Origin of the sequence: Aquitalea sp. ASV11 (assembly GCF_016429185.1) — a bacterium.
GTDB classification, from domain to species: domain Bacteria; phylum Pseudomonadota; class Gammaproteobacteria; order Burkholderiales; family Chromobacteriaceae; genus Aquitalea; species Aquitalea pelogenes.
On sequence record NZ_JAELUD010000010.1, the window covers coordinates 41,776 to 58,346 of the forward strand.

Sequence of the window (16,571 nt, forward strand, 5' to 3'; positions counted from 1 at the left end):
GAACGGGCGAATGGCCCGCCTGGCCTGACATGGCAGCCGGGCAGCTGCTGCGGCAGGCTATTCAATCGCCCGTAAATATCTTCAAGAAAAGATACTTCACCGACAACTCATGATACGCTTTGCGCCCGGAACGGAAAGCCACGCCCCTCCCTTACCTGGAAAATCGCAGAATGCATCAACAGCCTGATCAGATCGACCGCATCGTCGCCCTCTGGAATGAAGTACGCCCCGAGCTGGACGCTTCGTCCACCCACGTGATTGGCCGCATCGTGCGGATGGAGTATTTCATTACCCGCCGAGTCCTGCAGGATCTGGCCCGCTACAACCTGAATGTCGGTGAATTTGACGTGCTGGCAGCCTTGCGCCGCCGTGGCGAGCCCTACCAGCTGTCGCCCAATCAGCTGCAAGGCATGGTGCTGATTTCCTCCGGCGCGCTGACCAACCGTATCAACCGCCTGGAAGAAGCCGGCCTGGTCACCCGCTCGCCCGACCCGGAAGACCGCCGCGGCGTGATTGTCACCCTGAGCGCCAAGGGCTTTGCCGTGATCGAAGAAGCCGTGGTCAACCATCTGGCCGCCGAGGCCGAACTGATGGAAAACCTGGATGATGCCGAAAAAGTACAGCTGGCCGGACTGTTGAAGAAACTGCTGCAAACGCAGGAAGACTGAACACCACACCCACTCAATAAAAAAGCCGCCTTATGGCGGCTTTTTTATTTTTGACAACCCCCTCTCGCTTTCTGAAAAGAAAGCGAGGCTCCCTTACAGGGTAAGGGCGGGGGGATAGGGAATAGATGGGAAGGCTGCAGAATCAGTCACTTCATCAAAAGGCCCGGCTTTGCCGGGTCCAGTGAAATCGCACCAAATCACTTGATCAGCAGCCTGAAAGCCGCCTTATGGCGGCTTTTTTATTGCTTACAGGCCAATGATCAGCAGCAGATTGGCGCCGCAGATCAGCATGAACAATAACCAGCCCACCGTCTGCATCAACGGAGACAAGGCAAACGCACCCATGTGCTGACGGCTGGACGTCAAACGCAGCAAGGGCCACATCGCCAGTGGCAATTGCAGGCTGAGTACCACCTGGCTCCACACCAGCATGCGTCCCACCGCACCCTCACCCAGCAGCAATACGCCTAGCAAGGCAGGTAGCAAGGCCAGACCACGGGTAATCAGCCGACGTTGATAACACGGAATGCGGATATGCAGGAAACCATCCATGATTACCTGCCCGGCCACCGTGCCGGTCAGCGTGGAGCTTTGCCCGGACGCCAGCAAGGCAAGGCCAAACAGCAAGGCTGCCGCACCGCCAGCCAGCGGGGTAATCAACTGGTAAGCCTGTTCGATATCGTCCACCACCGGCTGGCCCACCGCATGAAAAGCAGTACCAGCCAGAACCAGAATGGCACCATTCACCAGCATGGCCAGCAGCAGCGACACCACCGTGTCCACCCGACACAGCGCCAGCGTATCACGCAGGCTGTGTTTGCCGCTTTCCACCTTGCGGGTTTGCACCACAGAGGAGTGCAGGTACAGGTTGTGCGGCATGATGGTGGCACCGACAATGCCCAGGCCCAATACCACGGCCTGGTGCAGGTCACCTCCTGGATTGGAAGGCAAGAGGCCACGTGCCACTGCCGGCCAATCCGGCCCCACCATGAACACCTGGATGGCAAAACACAGTGCGATGGTGGCAATCAGCCCCAGCACCACGGCCTCGATCTGCCGGAAACCCTTGCCCTTCATGCCCAGCACGATGACGGTATCAAATGCCGTCAGCACCACCCCCCAGGCCAGCGGGATGCCAAACAACAATTTGAATGCCAGGGCGCAGCCCAGTACCTCGGCCACATCGCAGGCAATAATCGACACTTCTGCGCTCAGCCACTGCACCACCCTGCCGGTGGGCCCGTAATAGGCGCTGCTGGCCTGGGCCAGATCCTGCCCCGTGACCAGGCCAAGCCGGGCAGCCATCAGTTGCAATACCATGGCCACCAGGCTGGACAGCACCACAATCCACAACAGGCCATAGCCAAAGCGAGAACCGGCCTCGATATCGGTCGCCCAGTTGCCCGGGTCCATATACCCCACCGCCACCAGCAAACCGGGGCCGGCAAAACGGCGCAGCCGCTGCCACCAGGGCGCGCGGGCATCAATACGGATGCTGCCTTGTACTTCAGCGGGACAAAACGGAGCGGTTGCCGTGCGGGGGAGGGAAAACATGCAACATCCTCAAGCGAAGAGGAAAGAAAAATGCACGCTATTTGCGTGCAAAGTCTACTGACCTAAAGGCAGGTTACTACCAGCCACTTTGACTGGTATAGGCGCAGTCCATGACCATTGTTTTTTCCAGGCGCCAATCACCAGATTGGGATATTCCGGCCGACCCAGGCTGCCGTTGTAGCGGCCCAGTGCGCGATAGAGATTGCCACGCTCCATGTCCAGATAATGGCGCAGGATGGTGCAGCCATAGCGCAGGTTGAGCGTGAGTTCGAACAGATTGTGCTGCGGGTTGCCAATTTGCCTTACCCAGAAGGGCATCACCTGCATCAGGCCACGGGCACCGGCAGGGGAAATGGCGTATTTGTTGAAACCGCTTTCCACCTGGATCAGGCCCAGCACCATTTGCGGGTCCAGCCCGGCGCGGGTGGCCTCGTATTGAATGGCAGTGAGCAGGTGTTCGCGCATCCAGCTGTCCGGAATACGCTTTTGCAGGCGGCGCGACATCTCGGCCAGCCAGGCCTGGCCTTCCTGCGGGGTGTCAAACACCAGCCGCGGCGCGTTGACATCGGCAATGGTACGGCTCATTGCCGATGCCACATTTGCAGCCAGTGCCTCCTCGCGCTGCGCACCCGCCCATACTGGCGAACAGGCCAGCATGGTGGACAGGGCAAGCAGCGGCAGGAGGATTTTCATCAGGACAGTTTGGCGAGCAGATGTTCCAGAATAGCATCTGCAGCGACGGGCGTTGCCGCAGCATCACGACGCTGCTGGTACTCGACCTTGCCTTCCTTCAGGCCACGATCGCCGATGGTGACACGATGCGGCGCGCCAATCAGCTCCCAGTCGGCAAACATGGCACCCGGGCGTTCGCCACGGTCATCCAGAATCACGTCCACACCCTTGGCCAGCAGACCGGCGTACAGGCTGTCGGCAGCGGCCTTCACTTCGGCGGAGCGATCGTAACCGACCGGGCAGATGGCCACGGCAAACGGGGCGATATTATCCGGCCAGATCATGCCCTTGTCGTCGTGGTTCTGTTCGATGGCGGCACCCAGGATACGGGTAACACCGATGCCGTAGCAGCCCATCTCGAACGGTTTCGGTTTGCCGTCTTCGTCCAGGAAGGTGGCGTTCATGGCGGCGGAGTACTTGGTGCCCAGGTAGAACACATGGCCTACTTCGATGCCGCGCTGGATGGCCAGCACGCCCTTGCCATCCGGGCTGGGGTCGCCTGCCACCACATTGCGGATGTCGGCCACTTCCGGCTCGGCACAGTCACGACCGAAGTTGGCACCGGTGTAGTGCTGGTCATCTTCGTTGGCACCGATGACAAAGTCGGCCATCTTGGCCACGGTGCGGTCGGCAATGATGCGACCCTTGAAGCCGACCGGGCCCAGCGAACCCGGATTGGCACCGAAAGCCTCACGGATGATGGCCGGTGATGCCATGGTCAGCGGCTTCTTGATGCCGGCCACTTTTTCGGCCTTCACTTCGTTCAGTTCGTGGTCGCCGCGCACCAGCATCAGCACGGCTTCGCCTTCGCTGCCTTCCACCACCAGCGCCTTGACGGTGCTCTTGATGTCGATGGACAGGAAATCCACCAGCTCGGCAATGGTTTTTACCTTGGGGGTATGCACCTTGGTCAGCGCAGCGCTGGCGGCCGGGCGCTCACCGGCCGGGGCCACGGCTTCGGCCAGCTCGATATTGGCAGCGTAGTCGGAATCCGGGCAGTAGATGATGGCATCTTCGCCGGTATCGGCAATCACCTGGAATTCGTGCGAGCGGTCACCGCCGATGGCGCCGGTGTCGGCAGCCACGGCACGGTAGGTCAGGCCCATACGGTCAAAAATGCGGCAATAGGCGGCATACATATTGTCGTAGCTCACACCGGCAGCTTCGGCGCTGCGGTCGAAGGAGTAGGCATCCTTCATGGTGAACTCGCGGCCACGCATCACACCAAAGCGCGGACGACGCTCGTCGCGGAACTTGGTCTGGATCTGGTAGAAGTTTTTCGGCAAGGCGCGATAGCTGCGCAGTTCGCTGCGGGCAATGTCGGTGATGACTTCCTCGGCCGTCGGCTGCAGGGCGAAGTCACGCTCGTGGCGGTCCTTGAAGCGCAGCATTTCCTCGCCCATGGTGTCCCAGCGACCAGATTCCTGCCACAGGCCGGCCGGTTGTACCACCGGCAGCGAGACTTCGATGGCACCGGCACGGTTCATTTCTTCGCGCACGATGTTTTCCACCTTGCGCACCACGCGCAGGCCCATCGGCATCCAGGAGTAGATACCGGCAGCAACCTTGCGGATGAAACCGGCACGAATCATCAGCTTCTGGCTGGTGATGTCGGCGTCGGCGGGGGCTTCTTTCAGGGTGGAAATGAAAAACTGCGATGCGCGCATGATGCGTCCTTGGTATTCGGCTAAATAGGGTTGATTGTAGCGTTTTGCACGGCTGGCGGGAAAGCATCCTGACAGCGCAAGCCACCAGCCGCCCCATGCAGACCAATCATGACGACATTGTGGCTTTCCGCCGACAAGCCTGCAGGGAAAGCAACCGGCAATGCAGCATTAGCTTGGCGCTGTCCTGACTCAGTAGTAACCTTCGCGCTCACAGGCCATACTGAATTCCGCAGTGCAACAAGACGGGATGGATGGCGATTGCATGCTTAACCCACAATAGAAGTCACACATAAATCATGCAGGCTCACAATAAACAAGCCATGGCCGGATTGACGCTGGCTGCGCTGGGCGTGGTGTACGGGGATATCGGTACCAGCCCGCTCTATACCCTGCAGCAATGCTTTACCGCCCATAACATGGCGACCAGCCCGGAAAACATTCTTGGCATCTTGTCCTTGATCTTCTGGTCGCTGATCTTCGTGGTATCGATCAAGTACGTCGCCTTCGTGCTGCGGGCCGACAACCATGGCGAAGGCGGCATCATGGCGCTGATGGCGCTGGCCCGGCACTATGTCACCCATGCAGCCCGCTGGAAAATTGTGCTGCTCGGTCTGTTCGGAGCCTCGCTGTTCTACGGTGACGCCATCATCACTCCAGCCATTTCGGTACTGTCCGCTGCTGAAGGTCTGAAAGTACTCAGTCCCAGCATGGGGCCCTACATCTTGCCGCTGGCCGTGGTGGTATTGGTGTTTCTCTTTATTCTGCAACGCTTCGGCACCGCCAGTGTCGGCATGTTGTTCGGCCCGGTGATGACATTCTGGTTCTTCACCATCGGTGTGCTCGGCCTGCTGCAGATTGTGCAAGCCCCTGCGGTACTGGCCGCGATCAACCCCTTGCATGCAATCCGGTTTCTGCTTCAGCACGGTGTTGGTGCCTACCTGACATTGGGTTCTGTGGTACTGGCCTTGACCGGTGCGGAAGCGCTATACGCCGACATGGGGCACTTCGGCAAGAAACCTATCCGCTTGGCTTGGTACGGTCTGGTGCTCCCCGCACTGGTACTCAATTACTTTGGCCAAGGCGCGTTGCTGATGATCAATCCCAAGGCCATTGAAAACCCCTTTTTCATGCTGGCACCGCAATGGGCCCTGCTGCCCTTGATCATCCTGGCCACCCTGGCCACGGTGATTGCCTCGCAGGCGGTGATTTCCGGTGCCTATTCGCTCACCCGCCAGGCCATCCAGCTGGGTTATAGCCCGCGTATGGAGATTTCCCATACCTCCGAGAAAGAAATCGGCCAGATCTACCTGCCCTTCGTCAACTGGGCCTTGCTGGTTGCCGTGCTGGTCGTTGTTCTGACCTTCCAGACTTCCGACAGCCTGGCCTCGGCCTACGGCATTGCCGTCACCGGTACCATGCTGATCACCACCTTGCTCTTCTTCGTGGTGGCACGCGTCAACTGGCGCTGGCCACTGCCGTTGGCCCTGTTCGTCACGGTACTGTTCGGCATCATCGACTTTGCCTTCTTTAGTGCCAACCTGCTCAAGCTGTTCTCCGGCGGCTGGCTGCCACTGGTATTGGGCATGATCATCTTCATGCTGATGACCACCTGGAAGCAGGGTCGCAAGCTGCTGTTCGACCGTCTGCGCGAACAGGCACTGCCGCTGGACAGCTTCATCGAAAACCTGGAAGCCTTCCCGCCCACCCGCGTACAGGGCACGGCGGTGTTCCTCACCAGCACCCTGCATGGTGTGCCGCATGCCCTGCTGCATAACCTCAAGCACAACAAGGTGCTGCACGAGCGCATCGTGCTGATGACGATCCGCACCGAGGACGTGCCTTACATCAATGAGGATTCGCGTCTGGAAGTGGTGCAGCTGTCGCCATCGTTCTGGCGTGTGGTGGCACGTTACGGCTTCAAGGAAGACCCGAGCGTGCTGAACGTACTGTCGCTGTGCGAGCGCGATGGCCTGGCCTTCGAACTGATGGATACGTCCTTCTTCCTGTCGCGCGAAACCATCATTTCCACCGAGCGGCCGGGTATGGCACGCTGGCGCGAACGCCTGTTCGTGTGGATGAGCAAGAACGCACTGCGTGCAACCGACTTCTTCCAGATTCCCACCAACCGTGTGGTGGAACTGGGTGCCCAGGTCGAACTGTAGTCAAGTCACTACATCAAAAGGCAGGCTTTTTAGCCTGCCTTTTTTATTTGCCCAAGCAAAATCACCTGATGTAATCGTTTACAAGCCCAATCCAGCATTCAACTTTTTCTTTATTTATCAGTTATTTATATAAAAAATCAGGTTGCAATCAGGTTTTGATGCAGCCACTTGCAACAAAAATGGCCGCTCCGAAGCAAGCGGCCAAATGATGCAAAACGGATGAAATTTTACTATGTAGTGGCAACACTACGCCGGCAGGTCAATCCGGGCACGGACACGGGCCCAGTCAAAGAAGGGGCCGGGATCGGTCTTGCGCCCCGGAGCAATGTCTTCATGCCCGGTCATTGCCCGTAACGGCAGGTGCTGACGCAAGGTCTCGATCAGCGCCAGCAACATCTGGTACTGGGCATCGGCAAAGGGTTCGAAATCGCAGCCTTCCATCTCAACACCGATGGAAAAATCATTACAGCGCTCGCGGCCCTGCCAGCTGGAGACCCCGGCGTGCCAGGCCCGGGACTGCACCGGGACAAACTGCACCAGCTGGCCACTGCGCCGGATAAAGAAATGGGCCGATACCCGCAGCTGGTGAATGCTGGCGAAAAACGGATCTTCGTCCGGATTCAGGCTGTTGGTGAACAACTGCTCCACGGCCTGACTGCCATAACGGTATGGCGGCAGGCTGATGTTATGAATGACCAGCAGCTCGGGCTGGCCATGTTCGCGAGCATCACAATTGGGCGAGGGAATCTGCCTGGCTTCACGCACCCAGCCGCTGGGTTCAAGATGCAGCACCGGTTGCAAGCGGTTGGCGCAGTACAACATGCGCCACAGCACCAGGCCATCCGGCACTGTCCAGCGTTGTTGCAGAACGAAACCGGCCTTGTGGTACAGGGCAATGGCAGCCTGATTGACCTCTGCAGTATCCACACTGACTTCGTCAGCACCGGCCAGCAGATGATTGAGCAGGCGATAACCCCAGCCTGAGGCAAAGCAGGCCGGGTCCACCACGGTTCGCTCGATATGCCAGCCGCCTTGCTGACGCCTGCTTGCCACCAGCACGCCGCGCAAGGTTTCGCCTTCGAATGCACCGATGACCCGGTCGGAGCAAGCCATCACCTGGGTGATGTCCCGCCACAGCAATGGCAATGCCGGATAATCCAGCCACTTCGCCTCTACCTGATGCGCCTGCAGCTGGATGCGCAATACCTCCGCGGCCAAGGCCGGGTCACTCAGCGTTACATCCTTGACGACAAAGGGAATATCCATTTCCACCTTTCGAATTGCCAATGGCGGCGTGGCCTGCATGAATGTTTCCGTCAGCGGCAGGCCGGGCGCACAATAAGGCATTGTGCCAGCCTGAACGCCGGTAGCCCATTCTGTGTGATGCATTTGAGCAGAATCATGGTTTTTTGCATTGCAGCACGGCACACTCGAACCATTCTCCCAGCTTGAGGCCACCCACCATGCTTACCCTGAATGATATTGGCAACACCAGCAGCGCCAGTTTCGAACAACCACTGGACATGCTACTGGCCTGTCATGACAAGATCCGCCGCTTTTGCGATCAGCTGGACCAGCTACCGGGCTATATCACCGAACATGGCGTCAATGAGGCGGTGAAGAACACCATCGACGGTGTGATCCGTTACTTTGACGTCGCCGGCCCGGCCCACCACATCGACGAGGAGGAGGAGCTGTTCCCCATCCTGCTGGAACGCGTCCCCACGGCCGCCCCGCGCATCGAGCAGCTGGAAGCCGAGCACGGCTATCTGCACTCGTGCTGGAATGCCATCCGCGACGACTTGCGCGCCCTGCGCAATGGCGAACTGGACAGCATCAGCGAAAACGCGGTGGCCGAATTCGTTCGGCAATACCGGGAACATGCAGCTTCCGAAGAGGCCTGGCTGATTCCCACTGCCGCCGCCACGCTGAACGCAGATGAACTGCGCAATGCAGGCTTGCGCATGGCCCAGCGCCGCCAGCAAGCCTGCTGAACAACAGCCGGTGTCGTAAAACAGAAAAGGATGCCATAGGGCATCCTTTTTTGATTTCAACACATCAGCTTCAGGCAGTCAGCTTCAACAAGGCAGCAAAAGCATCTTCGAACAGCTTGAGCCCGTCCTGTTGCAGCTTGTCACCCACGGCCACCAGGTCGATATCGGCCTCGGCCACATCCAGCAGGGTGATCTGTGCCTGCTGCGCATCCTGCGGCAGGGTCAGCGCAGCAACGCCGTGGTCGCGGAAGGCGGCCAGGGTAGCATCCGGCACGGTGTTGACCGTTTCGTCGCCAATCAGGCTTTCCACGTACAACACATCGGAATAAGCCGCATTCTTGGTACCGGTGGAAGCCCACAGCAGGAATTGCGGCCAGGCACCCGCGGCCTTCAGCGCGGCAAACTCGCTGCCATGGAAACGCTGCTGATAGCGGGCATAAGCCACCTTGGACAGCGCAATGGCCGCCTTGCCTTGCAGGGCGGCAGGCAGTTGCGGGTCCAGCAGGCTGTCCACCCGCGACAGGAAGAAGCTGGCCACCGCCTTGATGCCGGTCACCGGCTTGCCGGCAGCCAGTCGTGCGCTCAGACCGTCGATATAGGCATCCCACACGGCTTCCACTTGCGGCAGGCTGAACAGCAGGGTGATGTTGACGTTGATACCCTCGGCGGTCAGTGTCTGGAAAGCGCGAATGCCCGCTGCGGTGGCCGGAATCTTGATCATGGCATTGGGCCGGTCGATGGCGGCCCACAGGCGGCGTGCCGCGTCCAGCGTGCCCGCTTCGTCATGCGACAGGGCCGGGGACACTTCCAGGCTGACATAGCCGTCGTTGCCGGCGCTGCTGCGGTATTGTTCCTGCAGCAAGTCGCATGCGGCCTGGATGTCAGGCACCACCAGTGCTTCGTAGCGTTGTTCGGCATCAAGTCCCGGCTCGGCCTTCAAGCGGCTCAGGTCGGCCTGGTAGCTGGCATCGGTACTGATGGCCTTGTAGAAGATGGCCGGATTGGAAGTCACACCGGCAATGCCGTCTTCTTGCAGCAGACGGGCCAGTTCTCCCGAAGCCAGCAGCTCGCGGGACAGATTGTCCAGCCAGATGCGCTGGCCGAACGGGCGGATGGATTGCAGACGATTCATGTTGTGGTCCGGGGTCGGGAAAGTTGGCGCATAAAGAAGAACATCCTAGCGCGACTGTGCAGGCAGGCCAAGCCCATATTGCAGCGATTTGCTGTCAATTTGCCGGGAAATCAGAAACTAAAACGTCATCAACAAACGGTTTAAGCATGGAAACGAAAGCCTGGTGGGCCGGATGGACCAGGTAGGCATCACGGGCGGCGGCGTCGACAAACTGCACCAGCCAGCCATGGGTAAAGCCGTGTTGCAAACCTTCCGGGCTGACATCCGGGCCACCTCCCAGTGTCAGGATGCCGGGAATCTGCCGGGCCAGACCGGCAAACTGCTGACTGATATTGGCAATATCTGCCACCGTGGTGGCAGGCAGAAAGCGGATCAACACGACATGATGCAGCATGGTCACTCCCGGACTCCATTCAGCCGCTGATTATGCAGCCTTCACCAGGCACTGACCATGCGTGCAAGTACGCAGCCTGCCGGTCAGGCCTGGTTTTCCGGCTGTGCCTCCGGCTCGGCCGAGCGCTCGCGCTGGAAAATCACGCTGAAGGTACTGCCCTTGTCCGGTTCGCTGCGGATATCCAACCGGGCGTTATGTCGTGCCACCACATGCTTGACGATGGCCAGCCCCAGCCCGGTGCCGCCATTGCCGCGCGAGCGGCCACGGTCGACCCGGTAAAAGCGTTCGGTCAGGCGCGGAATGTGCTCACGCGGGATGCCGATACCGCTGTCCTTGACCGAAAAACACAGCCGCTCGCCTTCCGCCTTCCACGACAGCACGATATCGCCGCCTTCCGGCGTGTAACGCACGGCATTGGATACCAGATTGCCAAAGGCGGAATGCAGCTCCTGCGCGCTACCCCACAGCCATTGATTGCAGCCCTTTTCCAGCCGGACATGATGGCGTCCCTGCGACAGGCCTTCGGCCTCCACCATCAGGGTATCCAGCATGTCCTGCATGTTCACTTTCTCCGCCATCACCGCCTTGGGGCTGTTTTCCAGCCGGGACAGGGTCAGCAGGTCCTCCACCAGGCTCTGCATGCGTCGTGACTGCTCCATCATCATGGGCAGGAAGTGGCTGAGGGTGGCCTGGTCCACTTCTTCCATATCGGACAGGGTTTCCAGAAAACCACCGACCACAGTCAGCGGCGTGCGCAATTCGTGCGACACATTGGCGACAAAATCGCGATGCACGGTCTGTACCCGCTCCAACGAGGTGATGTCGCGGCTGAGCAGCAGCTTGCGAGTGGAGTCAAACGGCACCAGTTGCACTGAAATCACCAGTTCACGCGGCTGGGTCAGCTGCAGGACCAGAGGCTGGCTGAAACTGGCATTTTTCATGTAGGCATGAAAACTGGGCTGGCGGATGAGGTTGAGAATCTGGTTGCCCACATCGTGCTTGCGATCCAGATTCAGGTGCTCCATCGCCATCGGGTTGATCCACTCGATGCGATCATTCTCGTCCAGCACCACCACGCCATCCGGCATGGCTTCACCGGCATTGATGAAGCGTTCCAGCACATTGGTGAGCTTGCGCTTGCTTTGCATCTGGCTGCGCATGGTGCGATACAGCGTCATGAACACGGTATGCCAGGCACCAAAGCCATCGGGCACCCGCTCGGCGGTGGGTTGCTCCAGCCAGCGCAGCAACAAGGCGATGTGGTACAGGTGAAAACCCAGCCAAGCCAGCAGGGCGACACCGGCAGCGATCAGACCTTCGATCGGGCCAGAAAATGCCCAGAAGGCAAGGCCGATGAAGAGGATGACAATCAGCCAGACCAGGGTACGCTGCAAGAATTCGCGCAAGTCAGCCTCACTGCTGGGTGGAGAAACGGTAGCCGGTACCACGCACGGTCTGGATCAGGGCATCATGGCCCGTGCTTTCCAGCGAACTGCGCAGGCGGCGGATGTGCACGTCTACCGTGCGTTCTTCAACAAATACATGATCGCCCCACACCTGGTCCAGCAGTTGCGAACGGGAATGCACGCGTTCCGGATGGGTCATGAAAAAGTGCAGCAGGCGGAATTCGGTTGGGCCCAGGTCGATGGTGTCACCATTACCGCTGACGCGATGGGTGATCGGGTCCAGGCGCAGGCCTTGCACCTCGACCGCATCGTCGGTCATCTGCGGAGCGCGGCGGCGCAGCACGGCCTTGATGCGGGCCAGCAATTCACGCGGCGAGAACGGCTTGGTGATGTAGTCGTCAGCGCCGGATTCCAGCCCGGTAATCTTGTCCTGCTCATCGGAACGGGCGGTGAGCATGATGATGGGGATATGCTTGGTGCGCTCATCCGAACGCAGGCGTTTGGCAATATCCACCCCGGACGCACCCGGCAGCATCCAGTCCAGCAGCACCAGATCCGGCAGTGCATTGCGCACCAGGGTCAACGCAGCCTCGGCCGTGCTGGCACGCAAGACGTGATGTCCAGCCTGGTTGAGGTTAAACGCAATCAGTTCCTGAATTGCAGGCTCGTCTTCGACAAGCAGAATATTGGCAGCCATGTATCGGTCCAGTCCCGGTTTGATGATGGCAAGGATAAAAAGCAGCGATTACAGAAATATGACATTTCTTAAATAGTTGCCAAAACTTCTGCAAATCCTGTCATCCAGTGCACCACCACCCTATCTTGCCACGTAGAGCATGCCGTACCGACAAAAAAAAACGGGCCTGCCGCATGGCAGACCCGGAATGGCCTTCGTCAAGAATTTGTTTGTCTGACTTGAGACCAGGGACAAAGAGATCACCAGGACAGTTTCAAACAGGTACAGGGACATGTACCCATCAGCAACGAATCCAGACAAGAACCATCACGGCGGGACAGTGCCGCAACAGCTCCGATAAGGCAGGCATTGTACGGAGCAAGAAGCCATTTCTTAATGTGGAAATATTGGAAATTTCCTGATTTAACCTTGTAAAATGGCTTTTTAACGCCAAAAAACCTTGGATTCCAAACTTGGATAAATTCGACAAAAAAATACTGAGCAGCCTGCACGAAAATGCCCGCATCAGCTTTGCCGAACTGGCCCGACGGGTGAATCTGTCCTCCCCTGCCATTGCCGACCGGGTGGACAAACTGGAGCGGCAGGGGGTGATTACCGGCTACCGGGCGCAGATCGACCCGGCCAAGGTAGGCTTACCCATCCTGTGCATGATTGAACTGACAGTGAAGCATCTGGAGTATTACGTAGTGATTGACCGCATCCGCAGCATGCCCCAGGTACTGGAGTGTGCATCCATCACCGGCACCAGCGGCCTGATGATGAAAGTGGCGGTCGATACCATGCCCAGCCTGCAAACCCTGATTGCCCAGTTGATGCAGTTTGGCGACACCAAAACCTCCATCATCATCGACATGCCGGTCCCGCCGCGCATGCCCCAGTTGCTGGCAGACGACTGAGCAAGGCTGGTACCGGACGCAGCGATAACGCTGTGGGGGCAAGCCTGTCATCAGGATGGCGGAGATGACTCTCGCGGGTGCAGATGCCCGGCCATGGGCAAAAAAATGGCCGAAGAATCATTGATTCTTCGGCCAAGCTCTTGGGAGAGACCATATAGAAGCACATCTACGAACGAAGCACCCAGGCTGTCATCTTCTGACCAATGACCACCGGGTTTACTGCACCGGCTTCTCCCCGGCAGTTCTGACGCTGCCCGGAAGAACGGATTGGCTAAATCGCTTTTGTCAGATTACTTGGCAGCGGCCCAGGCCAGCGAGGTATCCAGCATGCGGTTGGCAAAGCCCCACTCGTTGTCGTACCAGGACAGCACCTTGACTTCACGACCGGCAATCACGCGGGTCAGCGTGGAGTCAAACACGCTGGAAGCCGGGTGGTGCAGGAAGTCACGCGATACCAGCGGCAGGGTGTTGACGGCCAGCACGCCAGCCAGCTTGCCCTTGGCAGCGGTGGTAATCAGCTCATTCACTTCGGCCACCGTAGTGTCACGGCTGGCGGTGAAGGTCAGGTCGACCAGGGAGACATTGCTGACCGGTACACGAACGGCAAAGCCATCCAACTTGCCTTGCAGCTTGGGCAGAACCAGACCTACGGCAGCAGCAGCACCGGTCTTGGTGGGAATCATGGAGACAGCTGCGGAACGGGCGCGACGCAGGTCGGAGTGGTCGGTATCCAGCAGCACCTGGTCGTTGGTGTAGGCATGGATGGTGGTCATCAGGCCACGTTCGATACCGATGGTATCAATCAGCGGCTCAACCAGCGGGGCCAGGCAGTTGGTGGTGCAGGAGGCATTGGACACCACGGTCATGGCGCTGGTCAGCACGTTATCGTTTACGCCGAATACCACGGTGGCGTCGGCATCGTTGGCCGGAGCGGAAATCAGCACGCGCTTGGCACCGGCTTCCAGGTGCAGTGCAGCTTTTTCACGTTTGGTGAAGATGCCGGTACATTCCAGTACCACATCCACGCCCAGTTCTTTCCACGGCAGTTCTGCCGGGTTGCGGATGGAGAGCAGCTTGATCGGCTTGCCGTTCACCACCAGGGCATCGCCTTCCAGCGCGATGGTGCCACCAAACGGGCCATGCACGCTGTCAAAACGGGTGAGGTGTTCGTGCAGTTCCGGCTTGCCCAGGTCATTGATGGCCACGATTTCGATATCGCGGTCAGCAAAACGCTCCTGCCAGGCGCGGACCACCATGCGGCCAATACGACCGTAACCATTAATGGCAACTTTCAACGTCATGATGCATCCTCCTAATTTGATAATGGTGCAGGGTCATCTCGTGCCCTGCGCCATTCAATTTCTGCTCCTTTTGCGCTGTAAGCAAGTGACTACAAAAGTAGTGTGCAGGTTACCAACAAAGCGGTGAAATCCTTGCCAGTCAAGGCTCACCGCCATGTAGTGCAATGCAGGTTTTACACCTGAAGGAAACTGGCAAAGTGAGCAGGGTCTTCCGCCAGCAGCACATGCAGCAAGCTGGAGGAGAAGGTGGTGACACCCCGCGCACCCAGGGCTTGCAACGCGGCGATATCCACCAGCGCGCTGTCAGTCACCTCGATACGCAGGCGGCCACCGGCCACCGCTTGTACACGCTTCACATTAGTCTGCCCGCCCAGTGCTTGCAGCCAGTCTTCACGTTGCATGCTGGCACCTCCTGTCGGATGTGCGCCTGAAACACGGCCAGCCACTACAGGGGAAGCCGGACTGCTGTCAGCCTGTTGCAGTGCAGTGCGGATTTCATCAGAAATCAGATCCGCCTCCGGCCCCAGCACCACTTGCACGCTGCCGGCAGCCGGTTTGATCAGTCCGCGTGAACCCAGTGCCTTGAGTGCGGCTTCATCCACCTTGTCATTGTCGGCCACCTGCAAGCGCAGGCGGGTGGTGCAGGCATCCACCGACTTCAGATTGGCCGCCCCACCCAAGGCACGAATAAACGCATGCCCACGGGAAGAGCCTTCCACCGCCGCCACGGCGACCTGTGGCGCGGCTTCGCGGCCCATGGTTTGCAAGTTGAACTTGCGGATGAAGAAACTGAACAGGCCGTAATAGATGACGAAGTACATCAGGCCCACCGGCAGCAACAGCAGCGGCTTCTGGGCAATGCCGAAGTTAAGCAGGTAATCGAACAGGCCGGCGGAGAAGCCAAAGCCCAGATGCACGCCCAGTGCATACATCAGGGCCATGGCAATGCCGGTGAGTACCGCATGGATGGCATACAGCATGGGAGCCAGGAACATGAAGGCAAACTCGACCGGCTCGGTCACGCCGGTCAGGAAGGCAGTCAGCGCCATGGAAAACAGCACCCCGCCCACGGCGGCCTTGTTCTCCGGCCTGGCCGCCCGGTACATCGCCAGGCAGGCAGCGGGCAGGCCGAACATCATCACCGGGAAAAAACCGCTCATGAACATGCCGGCGGTTTTGTCTCCGGCGAAGAAACGGGTCAGGTCGCCATGCACCAGCTTGCCTGCTGCATCGGTGTAATCGCCCACCTGGAACCACACCATGGTATTGAGAATGTGGTGCAGCCCGGTAACGATGAGCAGGCGGTTGAGCACGCCATAGATGAACAGCCCGATTTCGCCGACGCCGATCAGCCATTTGCCCACTGCATCAATGCCGTTTTGCACCGGCGGCCAAGCGAGGCCCAGCACCACCCCCAGCAGCAGCATGGCAAAACCGGTGGCAATCGGCACAAAGCGACGCCCGCCAAAGAAGGCCAGATAGGTGGGGAGCTTGATGTCCTTGTAACGGTTGTACAGCACTCCGGCAATCAGGCCGGACAATATCCCGGCCAGCACGCCCATGTTGATGGCAAACGGTTTGCCGTCTGCTTCCAGATGTACCAGCGATTTGAACGCTGTATAGGCCAGCAAGGTATCCGGCATGACTTTCAGTACCGCCGTCAGCACCATATAGCCAATGGCACCGGCCAGCCCTGCCGCACCGTTGTTGTCTCGCGCAAAGCCTACTGCCACGCCAATGGCAAAAATCAGTGCCAGATTGCCGAAAATGGCATCCCCGGCTTGCGCCATGACCTTGATGTTGAGCAGGTCCGGCTGCCCCAGCCGCAACAACAAACCGGCCACCGGCAATACCGCAATCGGCAGCATCAGGGCCCGGCCCAGCTGCTGGATGCCTGCAAATCTGTTTTGTGTACTCACCTCAACGCCTCCTTTTGATGTGGAATGGTCAGTTGCCATTCCGTCTTGT

Annotated in this window: 14 protein-coding genes and 1 pseudogene; 4 read left to right on the forward strand and 11 right to left on the reverse strand. The window is 59.0% G+C overall.

Annotated elements, in window-relative coordinates; all coding sequences use genetic code 11:
- Positions 1–170: 170 nt before the first annotated feature.
- The gene (locus tag JHD62_RS05505; protein ID WP_199102083.1) at positions 171–668 is read left to right on the forward strand and encodes a MarR family winged helix-turn-helix transcriptional regulator; all 498 of its coding nucleotides are present in this window, start codon (positions 171–173) and stop codon (positions 666–668) included.
- A 246-nt stretch (positions 669–914) separates the two neighbouring features.
- Here JHD62_RS05505 and JHD62_RS05510 read toward each other — a convergent pair whose 3' ends face one another.
- From JHD62_RS05510 to JHD62_RS05520, 3 genes are read right to left on the reverse strand one after another with little or no spacing between them, the layout of a single operon-like run.
- Positions 915–2,222, reverse strand: a complete 1,308-nt coding sequence (locus tag JHD62_RS05510; RefSeq protein ID WP_199102084.1) for an Nramp family divalent metal transporter — start codon at positions 2,220–2,222, stop codon at positions 915–917.
- 54 nt (positions 2,223–2,276) lie between these two features.
- Positions 2,277–2,915, reverse strand: coding sequence for a lytic transglycosylase domain-containing protein (locus JHD62_RS05515; RefSeq protein ID WP_199102085.1), 639 nt, complete (start codon positions 2,913–2,915; stop codon positions 2,277–2,279).
- Positions 2,915–4,621 carry a proline--tRNA ligase gene (locus JHD62_RS05520; protein ID WP_199102086.1) on the reverse strand — a complete coding sequence of 569 codons (1,707 nt, stop codon included), beginning with the start codon at positions 4,619–4,621 and terminating at the stop codon, positions 2,915–2,917. Before JHD62_RS05520 ends, JHD62_RS05515 begins: the two co-directional genes overlap by 1 nt.
- Before the next feature lie 296 nt (positions 4,622–4,917).
- Between JHD62_RS05520 and kup the strand changes: the two genes are divergently transcribed.
- Entirely contained in the window at positions 4,918–6,783 is a 1,866-nt protein-coding gene (gene kup / locus JHD62_RS05525; protein WP_199102087.1) for a low affinity potassium transporter Kup, read from the forward strand.
- A 246-nt stretch (positions 6,784–7,029) separates the two neighbouring features.
- Here kup and ampD read toward each other — a convergent pair whose 3' ends face one another.
- Positions 7,030–7,605, reverse strand: a complete 576-nt coding sequence (ampD, locus tag JHD62_RS22495) for a 1,6-anhydro-N-acetylmuramyl-L-alanine amidase AmpD (protein WP_233160661.1) — start codon at positions 7,603–7,605, stop codon at positions 7,030–7,032.
- Positions 7,606–7,614: 9 nt separating this feature from the next.
- Positions 7,615–8,172: pseudogene (locus tag JHD62_RS22830) on the reverse strand (GNAT family N-acetyltransferase); the annotation flags it as partial.
- A 74-nt stretch (positions 8,173–8,246) separates the two neighbouring features.
- Here JHD62_RS22830 and JHD62_RS05535 point away from each other — a divergent pair.
- A complete protein-coding gene (locus JHD62_RS05535; protein WP_062790049.1) occupies positions 8,247–8,777 on the forward strand; it encodes a hemerythrin domain-containing protein in 531 nt (176 codons plus the stop codon).
- A 70-nt stretch (positions 8,778–8,847) separates the two neighbouring features.
- On the opposite strand, the gene tal is transcribed toward JHD62_RS05535, so the two are convergent.
- From tal to phoB, 4 genes are all read right to left on the reverse strand, one after another.
- Entirely contained in the window at positions 8,848–9,909 is a 1,062-nt protein-coding gene (gene tal / locus JHD62_RS05540) for a transaldolase (protein WP_199102088.1), read from the reverse strand.
- A gap of 94 nt (positions 9,910–10,003) precedes the next feature.
- The gene (locus JHD62_RS05545) at positions 10,004–10,303 is read right to left on the reverse strand and encodes a Dabb family protein (RefSeq protein ID WP_199102089.1); all 300 of its coding nucleotides are present in this window, start codon (positions 10,301–10,303) and stop codon (positions 10,004–10,006) included.
- Between the two features lie 83 nt (positions 10,304–10,386).
- Complete coding sequence (phoR, locus tag JHD62_RS05550) at positions 10,387–11,709, reverse strand: phosphate regulon sensor histidine kinase PhoR (protein WP_045845791.1); 1,323 nt, start codon at positions 11,707–11,709, stop codon at positions 10,387–10,389.
- 7 nt (positions 11,710–11,716) lie between these two features.
- Positions 11,717–12,406, reverse strand: a complete 690-nt coding sequence (gene phoB / locus JHD62_RS05555) for a phosphate regulon transcriptional regulator PhoB (RefSeq protein WP_045845792.1) — start codon at positions 12,404–12,406, stop codon at positions 11,717–11,719.
- Between the two features lie 452 nt (positions 12,407–12,858).
- Here phoB and JHD62_RS05560 point away from each other — a divergent pair, with 452 nt between their 5' ends.
- Entirely contained in the window at positions 12,859–13,302 is a 444-nt protein-coding gene (locus JHD62_RS05560; protein WP_062790046.1) for an Lrp/AsnC family transcriptional regulator, read from the forward strand.
- Between the two features lie 290 nt (positions 13,303–13,592).
- Here JHD62_RS05560 and gap read toward each other — a convergent pair whose 3' ends face one another.
- Both gap and nagE read right to left on the reverse strand, forming a co-directional pair.
- Positions 13,593–14,603: a type I glyceraldehyde-3-phosphate dehydrogenase gene (gap, locus tag JHD62_RS05565; RefSeq protein ID WP_199102090.1), complete on the reverse strand. Its 1,011-nt coding sequence runs from the start codon at positions 14,601–14,603 to the stop codon at positions 13,593–13,595.
- Positions 14,604–14,776: 173 nt separating this feature from the next.
- Complete coding sequence (nagE, locus tag JHD62_RS05570) at positions 14,777–16,522, reverse strand: N-acetylglucosamine-specific PTS transporter subunit IIBC (RefSeq protein WP_370541033.1); 1,746 nt, start codon at positions 16,520–16,522, stop codon at positions 14,777–14,779.
- Positions 16,523–16,571 lie beyond the last annotated feature (49 nt).

What these genes read in the sequence shown, in the direction of transcription:
- JHD62_RS05505 (WP_199102083.1), top strand. Translation starts at nt 171, where the DNA reads ATGCATCAACAGCCTGATCAGATCGACCGCATCGTCGCCCTCTGGAAT.
- JHD62_RS05510 (WP_199102084.1), bottom strand. Translation starts at nt 2,222, where the DNA reads ATGTTTTCCCTCCCCCGCACGGCAACCGCTCCGTTTTGTCCCGCTGAA.
- JHD62_RS05515 (WP_199102085.1), bottom strand. Translation starts at nt 2,915, where the DNA reads ATGAAAATCCTCCTGCCGCTGCTTGCCCTGTCCACCATGCTGGCCTGT.
- JHD62_RS05520 (WP_199102086.1), bottom strand. Translation starts at nt 4,621, where the DNA reads ATGCGCGCATCGCAGTTTTTCATTTCCACCCTGAAAGAAGCCCCCGCC.
- kup (WP_199102087.1), top strand. Translation starts at nt 4,918, where the DNA reads ATGCAGGCTCACAATAAACAAGCCATGGCCGGATTGACGCTGGCTGCG.
- ampD (WP_233160661.1), bottom strand. Translation starts at nt 7,605, where the DNA reads ATGTTGTACTGCGCCAACCGCTTGCAACCGGTGCTGCATCTTGAACCC.
- JHD62_RS05535 (WP_062790049.1), top strand. Translation starts at nt 8,247, where the DNA reads ATGCTTACCCTGAATGATATTGGCAACACCAGCAGCGCCAGTTTCGAA.
- tal (WP_199102088.1), bottom strand. Translation starts at nt 9,909, where the DNA reads ATGAATCGTCTGCAATCCATCCGCCCGTTCGGCCAGCGCATCTGGCTG.
- JHD62_RS05545 (WP_199102089.1), bottom strand. Translation starts at nt 10,303, where the DNA reads ATGCTGCATCATGTCGTGTTGATCCGCTTTCTGCCTGCCACCACGGTG.
- phoB (WP_045845792.1), bottom strand. Translation starts at nt 12,406, where the DNA reads ATGGCTGCCAATATTCTGCTTGTCGAAGACGAGCCTGCAATTCAGGAA.
- gap (WP_199102090.1), bottom strand. Translation starts at nt 14,603, where the DNA reads ATGACGTTGAAAGTTGCCATTAATGGTTACGGTCGTATTGGCCGCATG.